Origin of the sequence: Bacillus cereus group sp. BfR-BA-01330 (assembly GCF_022663885.1) — a bacterium.
GTDB lineage: Bacteria > Bacillota > Bacilli > Bacillales > Bacillaceae_G > Bacillus_A > Bacillus_A cereus.
Genome location: NZ_JAKUGK010000012.1, coordinates 1 through 20,152, shown reverse-complemented (window position 1 = coordinate 20,152; position 20,152 = coordinate 1). Strand labels below are relative to the sequence as shown.

Genomic DNA, 20,152 nt, shown 5'->3' with positions numbered 1-20,152 from the left:
AATATCATTGACAATTCTTTTTGTACGATTTACTATTAGTACCATATTCAAAACTACATACACATACTCTTATCAAGAGTGGCGGAGGGACTGGCCCGATGATGCCCGGCAACCGAGCTTATGACGTATAAGCTAAGGTGCTAATTCCTGCAAAACGAGTTTTCGTTTTGGAAGATAAGAGAGGAATCTATTTCGTCTATTCGGCACCTCTCTTATTTTTTGGGAGGTGCTTTTTATTTTGGAACGTATATGAAGGGGGATTTATAGATGAAAAAGGTATTATTAAGCATTGTAAGCGGAGCAGTATTATTATTAGGCGCATGTAGTGTGAGTTCAGATAAAGAGGTAAAAGAATTAGACGAGAAAAAGATTACTGTCGGTGTAACAGGTGGACCACATGAACAAATTTTTGAAAAGGTAAAAGAAGTTGCAGCAAAAGATGGCCTCGAAATTGATATAAAAGTATTTAATGATTATGTAGCGCCAAACGTATCATTAGATGAAAAAAGCCTTGATGTAAATAGCTACCAAACGAAATCGTATTTAGATGTATTTAAAGCTGAACGCAATATGAAATTAGCTGAAGTATTTTCAACAGTAACATTCCCTATGGGTGTATATTCTAAAGATATAAAAGATGTAAAAGACTTAAAAGAGGGCGATGCAATTGCTGTACCAAATGACCCAACGAATGAACTTCGAGCTTTAAAATTATTTGAAAAAGCAGGGGTTTTAAAAGTTGATCCAAAGGCTACAGAAAAAGCGACTGCAAAAGATGTAATTGAAAATCCAAAAAAATTAAAGATTGTCGAATTAGAGGCATCTCAATTACCAACGCAACTAAGTGAAGTGAAAGCAGCTGCAATTAACACAAACTTTGCATTAGGTGCAAAATTAAGTCCAGCGAAAGATTCTATTTTCCGCGAAGGAAAAGATTCACCCTATGTGAACTGGGTTGTTGTTCGTACTGAAAATAAAGATGATGCCGTTGTAAATAAATTAAAGAAAGCTTATCAATCTAAAGAAGTAAAAGAGTTTATCGAGAAAAAATTTGATGGTTCAGTTTTACCATCTTGGTAGGAGCTGACGATAATGATTGAATTAAAAAACATATCCAAAGTATTTACAACAAAAAAAGGGAATGTTGAGGCTCTTAAGTCTACTTCCCTTAAAGTAGAAAAAGGCGAGGTATTTGGAATCATTGGGTATAGTGGCGCTGGTAAAAGTACATTGATTCGATGTGTAAATTTATTAGAAAAACCAACGACAGGAAATATCATTGTAAACGAACAAGACTTAACAACGTTATCGACAAAAGAACTAGCAAAAGCGAGACAAAAAATCGGAATGATCTTTCAAGGATTCAATTTACTTAAAACTGTTACCGTTTATGAAAATATCGCATTACCGTTACGGCTTGCTGGCATTCCAAAAGCAGAAATTGAAAAAAGAGTAGAAAAGTATTTACGCATTGTCGATCTTTTTAATCGAAAAGATGCCTATCCGAGTGAACTTTCTGGTGGCCAGAAACAACGTGTTGCCATTGCACGTGCACTATCACATGAACCGGAAGTGTTATTAAGCGACGAAGCAACGAGTGCTTTAGATCCAGAAACAACTGATTCTATTCTTGACCTATTATTAAAGATTAATGAGGAAATCGGGATTACAATTTTATTAATTACACATGAAATGAATGTCATCCAACGTATATGCGACCGAGTTGCTGTTATGGAACATGGAGCAGTAATTGAAAGCGGGACTGTGAAGGAGATCTTCACAAACCCACAACATGTAACAACGAAGAAATTTGTAAATAGTGCATTTGCAGCAAAAATCCCAGCTGAAGTACAAAAAGAACTACAAAGAACCGGAGAAATCGTAACACTTTCATTTATAGGAAATTCTTCTGGTGAACCAGCGTTAGCTATCGCTACAAAACGTTTCCAAGTGTATCCAAATATTTTATCCGGTAATATTACACAGTTAAAACATGAGGCATACGGGAAACTTGTCATTCATATGCAAGGGGAACAAAATGAAATCAACCACGCTTTATCATTTTTACAAGAGCAAGGAATCATCGTAGAAGGGGGTAGAACAGATTATGGGAAACAAGTCCTTTTTGGATGAATGGGGTAAAGTCATATGGGAAGCAACCATTCAAACATTTCAAATGACATCTATTTCACTATTCATCTCTATCCTTATTGCACTACCACTTGGTGTCACACTTGTTTTAACAAGACCTGGTGGGCAGCACGAAAATAAAATCATTTACCCAATTCTTAATACAATTATTAATATCATTCGCTCTCTTCCATTTATCATTCTATTATTCTTCATTTTACCTTTTACAAAGTTTCTAATGGGAACCTCCATTGGTGTACAAGGCGTAATCGTACCGCTTGTCGTATTCACGGCCCCTTATATTGCACGATTAATGGAAACTGCTTTATTAGAAGTAGATCGCGGCGTTATTGAAGCCTATCAAGCAATGGGCGTTTCTACTATAAAAATTATTTGGCACGTTATGGTGAAAGAAGCTCGTCCCTCCCTTGTACTTGGATTAACAATTGCAACGATTGGCTTAATCGGCGCAACAGCAATGGCTGGTCTTGTAGGCGCTGGTGGGCTAGGGGACTTAGCATATCGCTTCGGACATTTACGCTATGAACCTGAAGTAATGTATGCAACTGTCTTTATTTTAATTATCCTCGTTCAAGGATTACAGTCTTTAGGGAATGGTATTGCACGAAGGTTGAAGAAAGATTAAAAAAAGAAGGTATCTCACCAAGGTGAGATACCTTCTTTTTTATCTTTTAAATCCACCTTCTGAATGAATAACTTGCCCAGTAATCCACTCAGCTTCTTCACTTACTAGAAATTTAATGAGTCTAGCTGCATCCTTTGGCTCACCAATTCTGCCAAAAGGAAACATCGGCTTTAACCCTTGTTTTATCTCTTCAGTCATCCATCCTGTATCAGTTGGTCCTGGATTAATTGCATTCACTGTTATTCCTAAATGAGCTACCTCTGCTGACAACGTACTAGTAAGAGCATCAATAGCTCCCTTCGTTGTTGCATACGCTAGTTCTCCTACCATAGGACCTTGAAATTGCCCCGAAGTCATATTCACAATTCTACCACCAGATTTTTTATCAAATCCACGGGCAAATTGACTACTGAGCAATGTAGTCGCACGAATATTCACCATATAATGCTTATCTAATTCTTCAGCAGTCAACGTAGAGAAATCATTATTCGTAGAATATGCTGCATTATTAATTAATATATGAGGGTACCCTAATTGTTCAGTAACTTTATTTATAAGCTCTTTCGGTGCATCATTCCGAGTTAAATCTAACTCCATGCTTGATACTCTAACACCGTTTTGTAATAGCTCTTCTTCTAATTGTATTTGTTCATTTTTCTCAACGCCCCATGGCATCTCTTTATCATAATCCGTCCAATACGTAAAAAATATATCGTATCCTGATTCAGCCAATTCTTTGCAAATTGCTGCGCCTATACCGTCTAGACGACTTACCCCTGTAATAACTGCTACTTTATTTTTTAATTGGTTCATCATATACTCCTCCAAGTTTAAAGGACGCATATTTTATATAAGAGATATAAACTTTCCCACAAAAAAGACAGATACATAAAATAGGCACCTATCCTTATAAAAGGGATGTACAAGCCAAATATGCATTCCTTGAATGATTTACAGATAACTAAATAAACCCTCGCTTATGAGAGAAAAATTCATCTATCTAGTTTCTAATCATTACAAGTTCATCCACATATTGAGTCTTTGTCTCCTTTACATATATCTCCAAATTTTATTTTAGCACTAAAGATTTAATATTTCAAAAAATAAAAGAACCACTCCTATTTATAAAGTACCGTGTACTATAAACCATAGTGAATAACTAATTTAAATTTAAGTGTATACATTTATCATTACCTATTCGTTGTATAAGTGTAGGGAGGAAAAGTGATGGGAAAAGAAAATATATTTACCTCCTATCTTATCAATCTAGGGGAGGAAGTGTTCAAACTACTACTAGCGAAAGGGGCTATAAAAGAAGATGCAGAAGACATCATCCAAAATACCTTCTATAAAGTATACACATTGCTAGATAATCTAACCGAGAGTAACATACGTCCATGGTTTTTCAGAGTCGCATTAAATGAATACATTGATTTAAAACGCAAAAAAGAACAGCAAAACATCTGCTTAACTGAAGAAATCTATTCAAAACTTCAATATACAGACCGAGAATTGGATACAGTTTTAAATAAAGATGAGATTTTCTATTTATTAAAAGATATAAAATTAGAATATAAAGAAGCCTTCTTTTTAAAATATTATTACAATTTTACATACGAAGAAATCGCTCTAATACTAGATATTCAAGTAAACAGCGTCAAACAAAAATTACATCGTGCACGTAAGACAATTCATTCTAAAGTAGGAGGAAAAAATTAATGGATACTTCTTTAAAAGATGCTTTAAAAAAGGCTAAAAGGAAACAGTTGCTTAAAATCATCATTACCTCTATTATCGTTGTCATGATGCTTATCCCTATCATTTATAAAGTTGGCAATTACTTCGCAGCGAAAAGCTCTACGAAACTTCACGAACATCTCTTTTTACATAACGCAATTGCAGAACCGAATGTACAAATTGATTCTCAAGTAACAAGTAATTCATCTATGTTTGGCGGCAATATTATATCAAACCGTTCCAAAAACATTAACGGTTATGTAGTCCCATGGAACACATTAACAAGTTCTTATGGTTGGTTCCTGACTCATATTGACTTCAATGAGTTAACACCTGGCTTTTATTGGTCAGATACAAATTTCTATGAGTATGATAAACAAACAAAGAATAAATTTGCGACATTTTATAATCCGGCTATTAAAGATTATCACGATGGTGTGCAAAATGAATTAGGTGAAGTTTCACAAATGAACAACTATGTTGCCGAAGTTGCCATCTCTTTCAATCAACCCTATACATTAAAAGAGGTTCAAACAAAAATACCAGATAACTTAAATATCGTATGGCTATATATGACCTCACCAATCAGAGATGAAAGTAAAGGACCTGCTGGTATGCCTGTTTACGGATTCAATCCAGACAAGTCTCCTAAAGAAGCGTACAAAGAGTTCATTGATTCACTTAATCAATACGATGACGATGGACATGACGAAGATATACAGAAGTTTTTAAAAGCAAACAAAAACAAACCATTTGATCAAGTGAAAATTTTAGGTGTTATGCTAACAGGAAAAACGGAAAACTTTAAAGCATTAGAAAACCAAGATTTTATTCGCGGTGCTTCTGTAGGGGTGACTGCGCAAGTTGTTCCTTATATAAAGCCAGAGAAATAATACGTAATGCCCAGATACACTAAAAAAACTACATGAATCTGTTTACTATGGGAGCTCTCTACTAAAATAGATAGCTCCCATAACACATTTATTCTTCACCTTCCAAAAATAAATTTCAAAATGCTTTATGTACAATTTTACAAATAAAAAATCATAAACTTGTTCACATTATATCCATTGTGAATTTATTCACAATGGATATATAATAAACATGTAAATACAATATTGGAGGGATTTCAATGGTTATCAATTTTTTAAGAACTGATAAACGTGCTACTTTCATATTATTACTTTTACGGCTTTACATAGGGTATACATGGTTCGCTGCTGGGATAGGCAAAGTCTTCGGACAATCTTTTGACGCAAGTGGCTTTCTAAAGGGTGCTATTGCTCAAGCATCAGGTGACCACCCTGCAGTACAAAGTTGGTGGGCAGATTTTCTTCAACATTTTGTCCTTCCAAACGCAGACCTATTTAGCTTTTTAGTTCAATGGGGAGAAATTTTAGTAGGTCTAGGTTTAATTTTAGGCGGATTAACAAAAACAGCTGCATTTTTCGGAATCATAATGAATCTTTCATTTTTATTAAGTGGAACTGTTAGTGTAAACCCAAACCTGCTTATTTGGACTATGTTCATTTTAGTTGCAGGGCAGAACGCTGGACGTATTGGATTAGATGGCTATGTTTTCCCTAAACTTTTCCGTAAAAACAACCACGGAACATATAAATTAAGTAAAACTGCGTAGTAACAGTTTACTTTTAAAATATAAATAAGAAAAAGAGCCTGAATATAGGCTCTTTTTCTTATTTATCCTAATTTAAACTTTTAACGAGCCACGAAAACCTCTGGCAGCATAGTAAGAGTCTGCTCCATTGTGGTACACGAAAACATGGCCAAAGCGATAATCACAAAATAGAGCACCACCAAGCTCTCTAATATCTGAAGGTGTTTGTACCCAACTCGATGATTTCATATCAAAATCTCCAAGTTTTTGTAACTCTCGATATTGTTCTTCCGTTAATAACTCAATACCCATAGCGGCCGCCACATCAATAGCGTTATTTTCTGGTTTATGTTTTTTTCTTGATTCTAACGCTTCAAGATCATAACAAAGACTTCTGCGGCCTTTAGGACTCTCCTTTGAACAATCATAGAAAGTATATTCGTCCTTTTCTTCATCATAACCAACAACATCCGGTTCACCACCAGTTACTTCCATTTCGTTAAGTGACCACATTTTTTCATTATTAGTAGTCAGCTTCGCTTCAACTTTAGCCCATTCAAGACCTTCATGGCGGTTCATGTTTTTCTCAAAACGAGCTTGCAATACTTTCAATAACTCTTCACGTTTTTCTACTAGTAAGTCATTTTTATTTCCTGTCATATTAGTCCTCCCTGATGTATGTACTGATAGTAGTTTAAGTATATATTTTATAATAAATCATCTCAATATGAAGACCGTTTCAACCTTATGTCTTGTACAAACATCCCTTACAAAGTCCTAAAACCCTCCATACTCTCTCCAAGAATATAGTGTGAAAACCACATCAAGTTCTGCTTCATAATAGCCACATGAACTCCTGGTTGGTCAGAACTATATGCCATTCCTTTAAATATAATTAATTCTGTATCAACTTCCATATCCATTAATCCTTGATATAGATCATATGCATTTGTAATTGGAATTCTTGCATCCTTTTCCCCATGTTGAATTAAGGTAGGCGTACAAGCTGATTTAATATACGTCATAGGTGATGTCTTCGTATATATCTCTGGATCATTCCATGGAGTATTTCCTAAATACATTCTAATAAAGTAAGGTATATCTGTATTTACATAATGGGTACTCCAGTTAGTTATTCCACCGCCAACTGAAATAGCTTTAAACCGACTACTAAACGTAGAACAGAAAGCTGATACATATCCACCGTTGCTCCATCCCATAACTCCTACTCTATCCTTGTCTACCATCCCTTTTTCTACTAGTTCATCCACTCCAGATATAACATCATCGTAGTCAGCAATCCCCTGTTTTCTATAGTTAGCTTTTAAAAATTCATTACCATAACCTGAACTTCCTCTGTAATTTGGTTCTAAAACGATAAAGCCTTTTTCAACAAACTGTTCAATCGGATATTTCTCATTGAAGCAATCTGAAAATATCGGAAAAGATGCCCAAGCCGGACCGCCGTGAATTACTACTAATAAAGGATATTTTTTATTAGTGTCCAACTCTACTGGCGTTGATAAAACACCTTCTATTTCAAGACCATCGCTACTTTTCCATGAGATGATTTCCCTGTTACTTCTAAGTTTCCCTTTGAAAAAGCTATTTTCATCCGTTATTTTTTTATCGTCTAAATAGATTTCAAAGGTTTCATTTGTTATAGCCTTATTGTAGGATATATGTTTGCCATCCTTTGTTATAGAAGCATCCATTATAAAGCCATTTACTTTTTCGCTTAATATTTCCACAGTGCCATCTTCGGCTAGCAATCCAATAAGATAATTCGTTTTATTCTGCCACCTAATTAAAACCCCTTTAGCTGTCCACTGTAATGGCATAACCGTACTATCAAAATCTGTTAAAGGTTGAATTAGCTCTCCGGTATTTATATCATATATCTCTAACGTACTATCTTGTATATGGTTTCTATAGTAACCCTTCTCTCTTATGCTTGCTGTGTAACATATTTCACTGCCGTCAGGAGAAAAGCAAACACTCCCTCCCAACAACTTATCCACATTCAGCTTTTGTAGCTCTCCAGCTTTAATATGGAGTATGTATAGATCTCCATTTATATAATCTGCCATATTTGAGCTTGGTGTCGCCATAAATACAACCTTTTTACCATCATTTGAAATATCAAATTCATGGATATGAAAATCCTTACCATCCGTTAATTGATAAACAACTCTGTTCTCGTGTTCATCTGTATCACTTTGTATCACCTTCTCTATTTCAATGTAATATAAACAATTATTCTGGTGTTCCTTACCTATATGTTGAAAATCTCCATATAGATCCTTACGTTTCTTTATCTCCTCACATTCTTTTGACTGCGTAACATAATAAAGACCCTTGCCAGTAGGACCCCATTTGAATGTACTGACTCCTTCTTTCTCATCGGTAATTTGAAACTCTCTATAACCATCTAGTGACTTAACAAATATCTGATTTTTCCCATCACCAACTGGACTAAGATATGCGATACACCTAGCATCTGGAGACCATAATGGGTGTGTACTATCTATATCACCATTTGATAATGGGTAACTCTGCTTCTTATCTTTTTCATATATCCATACATGATTCCTATATGTATTGTCTTTCCAATCAGCCGTCTTCTTAACAAATGCTACATTTTTACCATCATCACTTATGTTTGTACTTGATACGGTTGGTAATGAAATAATCTCTTCTATACTTAAATATGTTTTTTCATTCACTTTCATCAATATACCCCCTTGAAATGTCCATAAATCTCTCGTCTCTTTTTATCGTAATAAAGGAAATTGTTCACGAATACTTAAAATGATAACGGAAAATTCAGATAAATAAAAGTGAAGTCGATAAAGTAAAACTTTAATTTATGGAGTTCTATCCACTTACCAATTCTAGATGTTCTTTTCCGACACAAAAACACCCCTTTTTGATACAAATTTGTAAATTTATTTTAAAGCTATAACTATATGTTGGTTTAGAATAAAATTTGATAAAAATGAAGTCACAAATCTTTATTTAACAACAAAAAAATTCATTTTGAAAAAACGATTGATCAAAATAGAATCACTCTTTTTAACTAAGTATGAGATTTTTATAAAAAAATTTTAATCAAAACTCACTTAGAATCTTTACTTGAAGGAATAAAGCTTCGCATCTTTTTTGTGAACATCGTTAAACTAAGATAAATTTTGACCGTATCTGTAATTAATTGTAAAATATTATACGTAGAAAGGTATTATAAAATAAATATAGAAGGGGTATGTTTTTTAGTTTTAAAGGGGCTAAAGCACATCTATTTTATGTTTTTAAAGGGAGAATTGAAAAATCATATGAAGAATTTCAAAAAGAGTACAGGTAAAATTTTACTAGCATCTGGATTAGTAGTTTCTATGTCAGCTTGTAGTGTAACAAATTTATTTGGAGAAAAAGAAAAAACAAATGCTGAATCTGGTAAACAAGAAAGTAAAGAAACTAAGACAGAAGGTAAATCATCTGAAACAAAGGAAAAATCAACTAACTCAAAAGAAGAAAGTAAAGATGTTAAGATGATTATGGTTTTACCTGAGGATTACCCACAACTTATGGTAGACATTGAAGAAGACTTATTAAGACGTCTAGATTACTATGATGCTTCTGTGAGGGATAATAAAAAGGGAAGTAAGTCAAATGAAGAGGTACGAGATAGTATTAAAGACTTAGATAAAGTATTTAATAAAATAGAGCGTATAGATGCACCAGGAAAATACAAGGAAGATCATAAGGAAATTGTAAAAGCTGTTCAAAAGTTAAAAGAATCTTTCAAAGAAGTATCCAAGTTATTTGATTACTCTAAAACACTTAAAGATACGGATGATGCAATCATAGATAAAGCAAACAATAAATTAGATGAAGCAAAACGCATTTGGAAACCTGTATTTGATAAGTTAAAAGCGGAAGCTAAGGGTGGTTCAACAACTACTTCTACAACAAGTGGTACTAGTTCTTCTAACTCACCGAGTTTATCTAGTGGTAATACAGTTAAAACATACAGTACCCAAGATAAAACTGGTATATTCAAAGGAAAAATTGATACACCAGACGAGGATTCCGCTAAGCTTAAGAATGTACAGAACAACTATAAAGACGGTACAGAGCTTGTAGGTAATTGGGGTATTGATTACGGAGACGGAGTCAAAACTACGTTAGTCCTAAAAGCAGATAAGACATTTGAAACATATGCAAATGGTTCTTATCCAAATAAAGATAATTACTTAACAGGAACATACCAAGCAGACGTTTCTTCCCATCAGTTAACGCTAATGGTGGAAAAAGGAACTCAAAATGGTCAAGAAGTGAAATTGGAAAGACCTATTTATTCATCATATGAGGTTAAAAATTTAGATGGTAAAGCGTTACAGATTTTCCACATAGACGAACAAGTAACAATTTGTTATGTAAAACAATAAATAACTAAAAAAACTCTGTAAAATGATTTTTACAGAGTTTTTTCTTAGTTTTAATTTATTTCAAACGTATAACTATATTTATTAACCTACCAATCTCCTACTCAACAGTAACAGACTTAGCTAAGTTACGTGGCTTATCAACGTCACACTCGCGGTGAAGCGCTGCGTAGTATGAGATAAGTTGTAATGGAATAACTGCTACTAGCGGTGCTAGCGCTTCGTGTACAGCTGGTAATACGAAGCTGTCACCTTCCATTTCTAAGCCTTTCATTGAGATGATACATGGGTTAGCCCCGCGTGCTACTACTTCTTTCACGTTACCACGAATTCCAAGGTTTACGTGCTCTTGTGTAGCAAGTGCGATAACTGGTGTACCATTTTCAATTAAAGCGATTGTACCGTGTTTTAACTCTCCTCCAGCGAATCCTTCTGCTTGGATGTAAGAGATTTCTTTTAGTTTTAACGCACCTTCTAATCCTACGTAGAAGTCTACGCTACGGCCGATGAAGAAACAGTTACGCGTTGTTGCTAAAAATTGTTTTGCTAATGCGTCCATTTCTTCTTTTTGATCACAAAGTTCTATCATTGCATTTGCTACAAGTCCTAGTTCGTGTGTTAAATCGAAATCAAGAACTTCACCTTTTGCTTTAGCAATATCAGCCGCTAAAATTGAAAGTACTGCAAGCTGTGCTGTGTAAGCTTTCGTTGATGCAACTGCAATTTCTGGTCCAGCGTATAACGGAAGTGTATAATCAGCTTCACGAGAAAGCGTAGAACCAGGCACGTTTGTAATTGTTAATGCTTTATGGCCCATTTCATTTGTTTGCACAAGTACTGCACGGCTATCAGCTGTTTCACCACTTTGTGAAATGTAAATGAAGAATGGTCTTTCTGTTAATAATGGCATGTTGTAAGAGAATTCACTTGCCACGTGTACTTCAACTGGCATTTTTGCAAACTTCTCGATAAATTGTTTTCCAACAAGACCTGCATGATAACTCGTTCCACATGCAATGATGTAAATACGATCGCTATCTAAGATCGCATTGCGGATGTTTTGATTTAATTCAATTTCGCCATTTTCATCTTGATACTTTTGAATTATATTACGGATTACAAGTGGTTGCTCATCGATTTCTTTAAGCATGAAATGAGGATATGTTCCCTTTTCAATATCACTTGCGTCTAATTCCGCTGTAAACGGTGCACGTTCAATCGTTTCACCTTGTAAGTTTTTAATTGTAATACTTTCTTTCGTTACGATTACGATTTCTTTATCCATTAACTCAATAAATTGATCTGTAACTTGTAACATCGCCATAGCGTCGCTTGCCACAACATTAAAGTTGTCACCAACACCTACTAATAGCGGGCTTTTGTTTTTAGCAACATAAATCATGTTTGGATTTTCAGCATCAAGTAATCCGATTGCATAAGAGCCATGTAAAAGAGATAGCGTATTACGGAACGCTTCTTCTACACTTAATCCTGTGCTCACTTGTTGTTCCATAAGCTGTACGATAACCTCTGTATCTGTTTCACTTACGAACGTTACATCTTGTAAATATTCCTTTTTCACTAATTCATAGTTTTCAATTACACCGTTATGAACTAATGTAAAGCGTTTTGATGTACTTTGATGCGGATGCGCGTTTACTTTACTTGGAACACCGTGTGTAGCCCAGCGTGTGTGTCCGATACCCACGCTTGCTGCTACGTTCTCATCTACGATTTCACGAAGTTTTGCGATACGGCCTTTTTCTTTGTATACAACAACACCGTTCTCTGCTTGTACTGCAATACCTGCTGAATCATATCCACGATATTCTAGCTTTTCTAAACCTTTTAATAAAATTTCCTTTGCATCTTGCTCTCCAATAAATCCTACGATTCCACACATGTTTAGTCGCCGTTACAAATGCTTACACTGCTCTGCGAACATGTAACGACATAGTCCGATACCATTTTTATTTATACTAAAAAACGGATTACATATTGCTAGCCCTGTAAGCTTGTAACGGCTTTCACCTTCCTCTCGATTGGGTTTAAGTCCGTATATACTTATACAGCTAGTTTTCATCCGTTCCTCTTCTCTCATCACACTTTCACCTTTGTCCACTAAGTCACCTTAATGATTTAAGTAAAAGCTTGCGGTTGTGATGAACAACCGGGAGTCATCCGCCGAAATCTCGATAAACCCCACCTCGTCAACTACACTATTTGTAGTTCTGGCGCTTTTATAATTTACAATATTTCCTTTGAGAAAAAGAACAAGACCATCTTATAACAAACATGGATAAACCGTCAATGAAATTTTTTTCATCGTCTATAAAACATATGAAAAAGGAGCACTTTTTGTGCTCCTTTTTCATATAAATTCAGCTAATTATTCAGCGCCAACTTCAGCTTTCACAACTTCTACAATGCGATGTACATATGCATCACAAACTTCTTGTGTTGGTGCTTCTGCCATTACACGAATAAGTGGCTCTGTTCCAGATGGACGAACAAGAATACGGCCATCACCGTTCATTTCTTCCTCTACAACACGAATAATTTCTTTAATTTTTTCATTTTCTAATGCTAATTTTTTATCTGTTACACGAACGTTTACTAACAATTGTGGGAATTTCGTCATTTCTCCTGCAAGCTCAGATAATGGCTTTTTCGTCATTTTCATGATGTTTACAAGTTGAAGTGCACTTAACATTCCATCACCAGTTGTAATGTAATCAAGTAAGATAATATGGCCTGATTGTTCTCCACCTAGGTTGTAACCTCCACGCTTCATTTCTTCCATTACGTAGCGGTCACCAACTGCTGTTTTATCACTTGTAATATTATTTGCTTCAAGTGCCTTGTAGAAACCTAAGTTACTCATAACAGTTGAAACAACTGTATTATGTTTTAATTGACCAGTTTCTTTCATATATTTCGCACAAATGAACATAATTTGATCACCGTCAACGATGTTTCCTTTTTCGTCTACAGCAATTAAACGGTCGCCATCACCATCAAAAGCAAGTCCGATATCCGCACCTTTTTCTTTTACCAATTCAGCTAAGCCTTCTGGATGTGTAGATCCTACACCCTCATTAATATTCATACCGTTTGGAGAAGTTCCCATTGTTGAAATATCAGCTTCTAGGTCTGCAAATAAGTATGGAGCTAGAGAAGAAGTTGCACCATGTGCACAATCTAAAGCGATATGTAGGCCAGAGAAATCTTCTTCAACAGTTTGTTTAATGTACTGTAAATATTTTTGTCCACCTTCAAAGTAATCGCTCACTTGTCCAAGATTAGTACCTGTCGGACGTGGTAGTTCATCAACTTCTTTGTCTAATAAAGCTTCAATCTCAGCTTCTTGCTCATCTGTTAATTTAAAGCCGTCTGAACCAAAGAATTTAATACCGTTATCTTGTACTGGATTATGAGATGCAGAAATCATAACACCCGCTTGTGCATCTAGTGCTTTTGTTAAATAAGCAACGCCCGGTGTAGAAATAACGCCAAGGCGCATTACTTCTGCTCCAGTTGATAATAGACCTGCTACTAAAGCTCCTTCTAACATATGACCAGATACACGTGTATCACGACCGATAATTACTTTTGGACGATCTGTATCTTTTGTTAATACATAACCACCAAAACGTCCAATTTTGAAAGCTAATTCAGGTGTTAACTCCTTATTTGCAACTCCGCGTACTCCATCTGTACCAAAATATTTACCCATTATGATTCGCTCCTTTTTCTTGCTCTTTTTGATTATCTACTGTTGGTTCTTGACTCGTTTCTTTATCTTTATCTTGATTTTGATTTTGGTTTTGATTCTTTTCCTGTTCTTTTTCTGAATCAGGTTCAGGATTTTTTGGTTTCTCATTTTGATTTTCTTGATCCGTATTTGAATCCGGTTGTTGACCGTTACCCTGTACTTCTTTATCTGGTTTTTCTTTCTTCACAATAGTAACTTTAGCACTTTTTTGTTTTGGCTCTATTGAAATATTACCAGGACCGCTCACTTGAATGGAAATATCTTTCGTCCCTGAGGATACATTTTGCAGATTAATTACCGCTGTTATTTGAGCAGCTGTTATTTTATCTACTATACTTGCTTCTCCTGAAATATCAACACTTATCTTTCCATCTTGCGGCGAAAGTAGCTGAGCAGTAACATCTTTAGACAGTCCATTTTTCTGGATTGGGATACCATCAATCGTTTTTGTTTTCGTTTGTTTTGTTTTTTGCACTCCCACCGAAACCTTCACTTGATTCGGTTTTGCACTTGTTACACCCTTGGGTAATAAAACAGAGGCATCGAATGTTGTAGACTCTGTCAATTGACTAAGATCTACTTCGACCCCCTCTAGCGATTGTATATTATCCAAAATATCTTTTGGACCAGCTATCGTTACTTCTCTCGGTTCAACACTGATATTTGTAACCGCCAATCCTTCTGCTAAACTCCCCTTCTTCGTATACGTTACAGGAACAGTTTTTTCAGTATTATTGGCTGTAGTTTGCGTTGCCACATTCAACGTTACACTAATCTTAGATGGACTTGTTCTTACATTTAAACGTTTTCCTTCTTTATTGTATAATGTAACTTCGGGCGTTTTTGTAACAGTTTTATTAACACCTTTTAAATCAACATACGCTTTGGCAGATGAAATGCTTTCAATTTCTTCTTTCGTCCCAACTACCTCAACAGTATCCGGTTTAAGGCTTGATTTTTCTAGAGTAGCCCCCGCTGGCATCTGATCCTCATTTGATAATTTCAGATCTACATGAACATATTTTCTCGCCTTTTCATGAAGAGTAACTTTAATTGTTGATGGCTGAACTGTTCCTTTCACATCATCTGGAAGCCCGTTCGTTTTTAAAGAAATCTCATAAGTTCCTTTTGGACTATCTCGCAAATCAACCGGTATGTCAAATTGTTTTTTTGCTTTTGCTGTAGCAACTGATGCTTTTGGGCCTTCTAATTTTACTTTAACGCCCTCTGCCGGAATACCACTTACAATATATTTCTCCTCATCATACTTAAGATTAATAGCATAATTAGTTAATGTTTCTTTCGTATCATTTGCAAAAGGTAATATACCTGATGTCGTATTTTTTTCAGTTAACGTCGCTGACATAAAAAGCATACACGCCAATAGTAATGAGATCCCTTTTAAAAACCAATGATTCTCCATTAACTTATCCATGACGCTTTCTCCTCCAATTCCATAAAGACGAAGAAGTCGTTTTTTCGTTTCCACTAAATTCAGCTAATAACATATCTTTCAGCTGTTCTGTCTTCAAATCACGATGCAACTTACCATTTTTCGTTAAAGAAATTTGACCAGTTTCTTCAGACACAACTACTGTAATACTATCAGTAACTTCACTAACTCCCATTGCAGCACGATGTCTAGTTCCTAATTCTTTAGAAATAAACGGACTTTCTGATAATGGAAGATAGCATGCTGCTGCTTTAATTGTACTTCCTTGCATAATTACCGCTCCGTCATGAAGAGGTGTATTTGGAATAAAAATATTAATAAGTAATTCCGATGATACGTTTGCATTAAGCGGAATACCCGTTTCCACATAATCACCCATACCGGTCTCTTTTGACAAAGTAATTAATGCACCAATTCTACGTTTCCCCATATATTCGGTTGCTTTTGCTATCGCTGTTGCAACCATTTCAGGTTCATCATCCTCATGCGTTCCAACACGCGAAAATAAACTCCCGCGCCCTAGCTGCTCAAGTGCTCTTCGCAATTCTGGCTGAAAGATGATAATAACGGCTAAAAATCCCCACGTTAATACTTGTTCAGTTAGCCAAGATAGCGTACGCAATTCAAGGAAAATACTGATCATCTTAACGACGATAATAACTGTAATCCCTTTTAAAAGTTGAACAGCTTTCGTCCCTCGGATTATAAGAATTAGCTTATATATAATAAACCATACAATGGCAATATCTAATGCCGTACTAAGATATTTCAAAATGGTCGTATCTTCAAAAGGCATGCTATCCCTTCCTCCTACTTACGAGCAATTCTATCCATATATTGAAATATTGTTTTATGCTCTATCTGTATGTATTTCCAACAACTAGTTAATTATACCATACATGAAACAAACGACAATTACAAACAACCCCCTTTAGCTCAAATTGGTAAGATGTCAAACATTTTTATTGTACAGTATAATATAAATCATTATTATACGCTTATTTTCAAATAAAAAAAGCAACTTCTCAGTTGCTTTTCTTACATTTATTTTAGTTTTTCACCGAATAAAGAACCCATTAAAGCAACTGCTGTTGTTGCCGTTCTATTTCTCTCATCTAAAATCGTATTTACCTCAACAAATTCAGCAGATGTGATAATATCAGCTTCTGCTAACATTTCCATCGCCAAATGACTTTCACGATAAGATAGACCGCCAATTACAGGCGTTCCAACACCTGGTGCATCATGAGGATCAAGACCATCTAAATCTAATGATAAGTGTACACCATCGGTATGAGATAAATATGCGATTGTTTCTTCCATCACAGCCGTCATCCCCATACGATCAATTTCATGCATTGAGAACACTTTAATACCTTCATTGCGAATGAAATCTTTTTCTCCTTCATCCAATGCACGCGCACCGATAATTACGACATTCTCTTTTTTCACCTTTGGATATGCTCCGTATAAATCTACAAGTGAAGAATGTCCATAACCTAAACTTGCTGCAAGTGACATACCATGAATATTTCCAGATGGTGAAGTTTCCTCTGTATTTAAATCACCGTGTGCATCATACCAAATAACGCCTAAGTTTTTATAATGTTTTGCTACACCAGCTAATGTACCGATAGCAATACTATGGTCACCACCTAATACAAGTGGAAAACGACCTTCTTCTATAATATGATCCACCTTACTTGCTAATTCATTACATACAGTTGCAACTTGTGTAAGGTTTCTTAATTTTGTATTTTCATCTATCTCTTTTTCTCTCTCTATACATATATCTCCCATATCTTTAACGTCATATCCAATTTCTTCAATTCTTTCAATTACCCCTGCATAACGGATCGCGCTCGGTCCCATATCAACTCCACGACGCATCTGTCCTAAATCCATTGGAACTCCAATAACTGAGATTTCTTTTTTCATAGATAGTATCCCCCTTTTATGCCTTCACTAAATATTTTAAATCTTTTATATAGTCTGACTCAACTCGACATTTTTCTGTATGGATATACAATTTATTCACTTATATTCACGTTGAAAACCAAATTTTAAGACTATTCTATGTATAAAGTTAACTTAATGAAACAATCGCAATCACTATTATTAAATAATAATAATAATAAAACACTCCTATATTTAGAAGTGTTTTTCTGATGCTATTTTCCATACTGTTGCAATATTCTTCGTTGTCATTTCAATATTTTCTTCTGCTACTTTATATGCTTCTTCTAGTGTCATCGGTCTCGTTGTGATACTAAATACCGCATCTATTCCTTTCTCGTACACAGCTGAATAATCAGATGATACAGACCCTCCAATAGCAATTACAGGCACAGAAAAACGTTTTGCACGCCCCGCAACACCCACAGGAGCCTTTCCATATGCAGTTTGTTTATCTATTCTACCTTCACCAGTTATAATAAGATGTGCATCTTCTATATGTTTATCGAAATTTGTATAATCTAATACAATTTCAATGCCCCTACGCAAGTCTCCCTTTAACACTGAAATAACAGCCGCTCCCATTCCTCCCGCTGCCCCTGCACCAGGTATTTCAGATACATCAAAAGATACATATCGTTTAAGCATATTCGCATAATGTTGTAAATTCTCATCTAGCTCTTTCATCATCTCTATATTTGCACCCTTTTGTCTCCCAAATACGAAAGATGCTCCCTGCATTCCGACTAATGGATTATCCACATCACATGCCGCTTCTATCTTTACCCCCTTTAAGCGTGGGTCCATTCGTGAAAAATCAATAGTAACAATCGAGTGTAATGTGCCTCCAGATGGATCTATTACTTCACCCTTACCATTTATAAACCTTACTCCTAAAGCCGCTAACATACCTGCCCCGCCATCATTTGTAGCACTTCCTCCAAGTCCTAAAATTATGTACTCCACTCCTTGATCTAGCGCATGTAATATAAGTTCTCCTGTTCCTTTTGTCGTTGTAATAAGTGGGTTGCGCTTTTCAACTGGAACGTGCTGTAATCCTGATGCTGCTGCCATTTCAATAAACGCTGTCTTTTTATCTTTAGAAATGCCATAAAAAGCTTGTATACCTTCTCTAAGCGGTCCTGTCACACTAATTGATATAATTCTCCCCCCTGTAGCATCAACAAGTGATTCAACCGTCCCTTCTCCTCCATCTCCAATTGGTATTTTCACATACTCTGCATTAGGAAAAATTGCTCTAAAACCTCTTTCAATAGCTCCACATACTTCTATAGCTTTTAGGCTTTCTTTATATGAATCAGATGCAATAACAACTTTCACAATTATCTCCCCATCCCTTATTTTTACGTTTTCTTCATTTTAAACGACAAGTATAAAAGTTGTCTTTTTAAACACAAAAAAAGCTTACATCGTATGATGTAAGCTTTTTTATTTAGATGGAGCCTAGCGGGATCGAACCGCTGACCTCCTGCGTGCAAGGCAGGCGCTCTCCCAGCTGAGCTAAGGCCCCTTATTAATTAAGCGGAAGACGGGATTCGAACCCGCGACCCCAACCTTGGCAAGGTTGTATTCTACCACTGAACTACTTCCGCAAAAATGATGAGCCATGAAGGACTCGAACCTTCGACCCTCTGATTAAAAGTCAGATGCTCTACCAACTGAGCTAATGGCTCGTAAATGGCTGGGCTAGCTGGATTCGAACCAGCGCATGACGGAGTCAAAGTCCGTTGCCTTACCGCTTGGCTATAGCCCATTAATATTTACTAGTATGGTTATCTTTTCAAAAAAATAAACCCTCTCAGGTTATTTTAAAGAAAATGGTGGAGGGGGGCAGATTCGAACTGCCGAACCCGAAGGAGCGGATTTACAGTCCGCCGCGTTTAGCCACTTCGCTACCCCTCCGACATTTTAAATATATATGGTGGAGGATGACGGGATCGAACCGCCGACCCCCTGCTTGTAAGGCAGGTGCTCTCCCAGCTGAGCTAATCCTCCAAAAGTGGTGACCCGTACGGGATTCGAACCCGTGTTACCGCCGTGAAAGGGCGGTGTCTTAACCACTTGACCAACGGGCCAAAAAAGTTTTAAACCTATTCCCAAGCTTCCAACCGGGCTTGAACCGGTGACCTCTTCCTTACCATGGAAGTGCTCTACCAGCTGAGCTATGGAAGCATAATGGCTCCGCAGGTAGGACTCGAACCTACGACCGATCGGTTAACAGCCGATAGCTCTACCACTGAGCTACTGCGGAATAATATTAGCCTGGCAACGTCCTACTCTCACAGGGACAAGGTCCCAACTACCATCGGCGCTAGAGAGCTTAACTTCCGTGTTCGGTATGGGAACGGGTGTGACCTCTCTGCCATCATTA

17 protein-coding genes, 9 tRNA genes, 1 rRNA gene and 1 riboswitch are annotated in these 20,152 nt (G+C 36.1%); of the genes, 7 read left to right on the top strand and 20 right to left on the bottom strand.

All coding sequences use genetic code 11. From position 1 onward, the window contains the following. Nucleotides 1-66: 66 nt before the first annotated feature. Nucleotides 67-181, top strand: a riboswitch (SAM riboswitch). Between the two features lie 86 nt (nt 182-267). From MR112_RS26370 to MR112_RS26360, 3 genes are read left to right on the top strand one after another with little or no spacing between them, the layout of a single operon-like run. Then, a complete protein-coding gene (locus MR112_RS26370; RefSeq protein ID WP_000756994.1) occupies nt 268-1,080 on the top strand; it encodes a MetQ/NlpA family ABC transporter substrate-binding protein in 813 nt (270 codons plus the stop codon). A 12-nt stretch (nt 1,081-1,092) separates the two neighbouring features. Then, complete coding sequence (locus MR112_RS26365) at nt 1,093-2,133, top strand: methionine ABC transporter ATP-binding protein (protein WP_000571311.1); 1,041 nt, start codon at nt 1,093-1,095, stop codon at nt 2,131-2,133. Continuing rightward, complete coding sequence (locus MR112_RS26360) at nt 2,108-2,776, top strand: methionine ABC transporter permease (RefSeq protein ID WP_000527136.1); 669 nt, start codon at nt 2,108-2,110, stop codon at nt 2,774-2,776. Before MR112_RS26365 ends, MR112_RS26360 begins: the two co-directional genes overlap by 26 nt. 39 nt (nt 2,777-2,815) lie before the next feature. On the opposite strand, the gene MR112_RS26355 is transcribed toward MR112_RS26360, so the two are convergent. Next, complete coding sequence (locus tag MR112_RS26355; RefSeq protein WP_048655827.1) at nt 2,816-3,592, bottom strand: SDR family oxidoreductase; 777 nt, start codon at nt 3,590-3,592, stop codon at nt 2,816-2,818. A gap of 411 nt (nt 3,593-4,003) precedes the next feature. Between MR112_RS26355 and MR112_RS26350 the strand changes: the two genes are divergently transcribed. The 3 genes from MR112_RS26350 to MR112_RS26340 all read left to right on the top strand — a co-directional run bounded on the left by MR112_RS26350 (nt 4,004) and on the right by MR112_RS26340 (nt 6,152). Next, a complete protein-coding gene (locus MR112_RS26350) occupies nt 4,004-4,495 on the top strand; it encodes an RNA polymerase sigma factor (protein WP_048538437.1) in 492 nt (163 codons plus the stop codon). Next, complete coding sequence (locus MR112_RS26345) at nt 4,495-5,406, top strand: sigma factor regulator N-terminal domain-containing protein (RefSeq protein ID WP_006920121.1); 912 nt, start codon at nt 4,495-4,497, stop codon at nt 5,404-5,406. The genes MR112_RS26350 and MR112_RS26345 overlap by 1 nt, the downstream gene beginning before the upstream one ends. A 239-nt stretch (nt 5,407-5,645) precedes the next feature. Further along, complete coding sequence (locus tag MR112_RS26340; protein ID WP_226368423.1) at nt 5,646-6,152, top strand: DoxX family membrane protein; 507 nt, start codon at nt 5,646-5,648, stop codon at nt 6,150-6,152. A gap of 72 nt (nt 6,153-6,224) precedes the next feature. Here the strand turns inward: MR112_RS26340 and MR112_RS26335 are convergent, their stop codons facing one another. Next, on the bottom strand, nt 6,225-6,791 hold the full coding sequence (locus MR112_RS26335; RefSeq protein WP_048538436.1) for a DUF4256 domain-containing protein: 567 nt from the start codon (nt 6,789-6,791) through the stop codon (nt 6,225-6,227). A gap of 107 nt (nt 6,792-6,898) precedes the next feature. Continuing rightward, nucleotides 6,899-8,863 (bottom strand): S9 family peptidase, encoded by a 1,965-nt coding sequence (locus MR112_RS26330; protein WP_226368424.1) that lies wholly within the window; start codon nt 8,861-8,863, stop codon nt 6,899-6,901. Nucleotides 8,864-9,451: 588 nt separating this feature from the next. On the opposite strand from MR112_RS26330, the gene MR112_RS26325 reads away from it, so the two are divergent. Continuing rightward, nucleotides 9,452-10,579: a DUF3994 domain-containing protein gene (locus MR112_RS26325; RefSeq protein WP_472926402.1), complete on the top strand. Its 1,128-nt coding sequence runs from the start codon at nt 9,452-9,454 to the stop codon at nt 10,577-10,579. 97 nt (nt 10,580-10,676) lie between these two features. Here the strand turns inward: MR112_RS26325 and glmS are convergent, their stop codons facing one another. The 17 genes from glmS to rrf all read right to left on the bottom strand — a co-directional run. Continuing rightward, nucleotides 10,677-12,479 carry a glutamine--fructose-6-phosphate transaminase (isomerizing) gene (gene glmS / locus MR112_RS26320; RefSeq protein ID WP_000334165.1) on the bottom strand — a complete coding sequence of 601 codons (1,803 nt, stop codon included), beginning with the start codon at nt 12,477-12,479 and terminating at the stop codon, nt 10,677-10,679. Nucleotides 12,480-12,491: 12 nt separating this feature from the next. Next, nucleotides 12,492-12,677, bottom strand: a complete 186-nt coding sequence (locus MR112_RS26315) for a hypothetical protein (RefSeq protein ID WP_001206405.1) — start codon at nt 12,675-12,677, stop codon at nt 12,492-12,494. A 288-nt stretch (nt 12,678-12,965) separates the two neighbouring features. Then, on the bottom strand, nt 12,966-14,312 hold the full coding sequence (gene glmM, locus MR112_RS26310; protein WP_000521476.1) for a phosphoglucosamine mutase: 1,347 nt from the start codon (nt 14,310-14,312) through the stop codon (nt 12,966-12,968). Then, complete coding sequence (locus MR112_RS26305) at nt 14,305-15,786, bottom strand: CdaR family protein (protein WP_000359601.1); 1,482 nt, start codon at nt 15,784-15,786, stop codon at nt 14,305-14,307. Before MR112_RS26305 ends, glmM begins: the two co-directional genes overlap by 8 nt. Continuing rightward, nucleotides 15,779-16,600, bottom strand: coding sequence for a diadenylate cyclase CdaA (gene cdaA, locus MR112_RS26300; protein WP_001115697.1), 822 nt, complete (start codon nt 16,598-16,600; stop codon nt 15,779-15,781). Before cdaA ends, MR112_RS26305 begins: the two co-directional genes overlap by 8 nt. Before the next feature lie 248 nt (nt 16,601-16,848). Continuing rightward, nucleotides 16,849-17,742: an arginase gene (gene rocF, locus MR112_RS26295; protein ID WP_000711563.1), complete on the bottom strand. Its 894-nt coding sequence runs from the start codon at nt 17,740-17,742 to the stop codon at nt 16,849-16,851. Between the two features lie 213 nt (nt 17,743-17,955). Beyond that, a complete protein-coding gene (locus MR112_RS26290) occupies nt 17,956-19,101 on the bottom strand; it encodes a glycerate kinase (protein WP_000869587.1) in 1,146 nt (381 codons plus the stop codon). Nucleotides 19,102-19,218: 117 nt separating this feature from the next. Continuing rightward, nucleotides 19,219-19,291 (bottom strand) — tRNA-Ala (locus tag MR112_RS26285). Between the two features lie 10 nt (nt 19,292-19,301). After that, nucleotides 19,302-19,373 (bottom strand) — tRNA-Gly (locus tag MR112_RS26280). 8 nt (nt 19,374-19,381) lie between these two features. Next, a tRNA-Lys gene (locus MR112_RS26275) sits at nt 19,382-19,454 on the bottom strand. A gap of 5 nt (nt 19,455-19,459) precedes the next feature. Next, a tRNA-Gln gene (locus tag MR112_RS26270) sits at nt 19,460-19,534 on the bottom strand. 65 nt (nt 19,535-19,599) lie between these two features. Then, nucleotides 19,600-19,683: transfer RNA gene (locus MR112_RS26265), tRNA-Tyr, on the bottom strand. Between the two features lie 17 nt (nt 19,684-19,700). Next, nucleotides 19,701-19,776: transfer RNA gene (locus tag MR112_RS26260), tRNA-Val, on the bottom strand. A gap of 5 nt (nt 19,777-19,781) precedes the next feature. Beyond that, nucleotides 19,782-19,856 (bottom strand) — tRNA-Glu (locus MR112_RS26255). Between the two features lie 24 nt (nt 19,857-19,880). Beyond that, a tRNA-Thr gene (locus MR112_RS26250) sits at nt 19,881-19,953 on the bottom strand. Between the two features lie 4 nt (nt 19,954-19,957). Beyond that, nucleotides 19,958-20,032: transfer RNA gene (locus MR112_RS26245), tRNA-Asn, on the bottom strand. Between the two features lie 9 nt (nt 20,033-20,041). After that, nucleotides 20,042-20,152, bottom strand: a 5S ribosomal RNA gene (rrf, locus tag MR112_RS26240); the annotation flags it as partial.

Coding starts and splice junctions, on each gene's coding strand:
- MR112_RS26370 (WP_000756994.1), top strand. CDS start 268: ATGAAAAAGGTATTATTAAGCATTGTAAGCGGAGCAGTATTATTATTA.
- MR112_RS26365 (WP_000571311.1), top strand. CDS start 1,093: ATGATTGAATTAAAAAACATATCCAAAGTATTTACAACAAAAAAAGGG.
- MR112_RS26360 (WP_000527136.1), top strand. CDS start 2,108: ATGGGAAACAAGTCCTTTTTGGATGAATGGGGTAAAGTCATATGGGAA.
- MR112_RS26355 (WP_048655827.1), bottom strand. CDS start 3,592: ATGATGAACCAATTAAAAAATAAAGTAGCAGTTATTACAGGGGTAAGT.
- MR112_RS26350 (WP_048538437.1), top strand. CDS start 4,004: ATGGGAAAAGAAAATATATTTACCTCCTATCTTATCAATCTAGGGGAG.
- MR112_RS26345 (WP_006920121.1), top strand. CDS start 4,495: ATGGATACTTCTTTAAAAGATGCTTTAAAAAAGGCTAAAAGGAAACAG.
- MR112_RS26340 (WP_226368423.1), top strand. CDS start 5,646: ATGGTTATCAATTTTTTAAGAACTGATAAACGTGCTACTTTCATATTA.
- MR112_RS26335 (WP_048538436.1), bottom strand. CDS start 6,791: ATGACAGGAAATAAAAATGACTTACTAGTAGAAAAACGTGAAGAGTTA.
- MR112_RS26330 (WP_226368424.1), bottom strand. CDS start 8,863: ATGAAAGTGAATGAAAAAACATATTTAAGTATAGAAGAGATTATTTCA.
- glmS (WP_000334165.1), bottom strand. CDS start 12,479: ATGTGTGGAATCGTAGGATTTATTGGAGAGCAAGATGCAAAGGAAATT.
- MR112_RS26315 (WP_001206405.1), bottom strand. CDS start 12,677: ATGAGAGAAGAGGAACGGATGAAAACTAGCTGTATAAGTATATACGGA.
- glmM (WP_000521476.1), bottom strand. CDS start 14,312: ATGGGTAAATATTTTGGTACAGATGGAGTACGCGGAGTTGCAAATAAG.
- MR112_RS26305 (WP_000359601.1), bottom strand. CDS start 15,786: ATGGATAAGTTAATGGAGAATCATTGGTTTTTAAAAGGGATCTCATTA.
- cdaA (WP_001115697.1), bottom strand. CDS start 16,600: ATGCCTTTTGAAGATACGACCATTTTGAAATATCTTAGTACGGCATTA.
- rocF (WP_000711563.1), bottom strand. CDS start 17,742: ATGAAAAAAGAAATCTCAGTTATTGGAGTTCCAATGGATTTAGGACAG.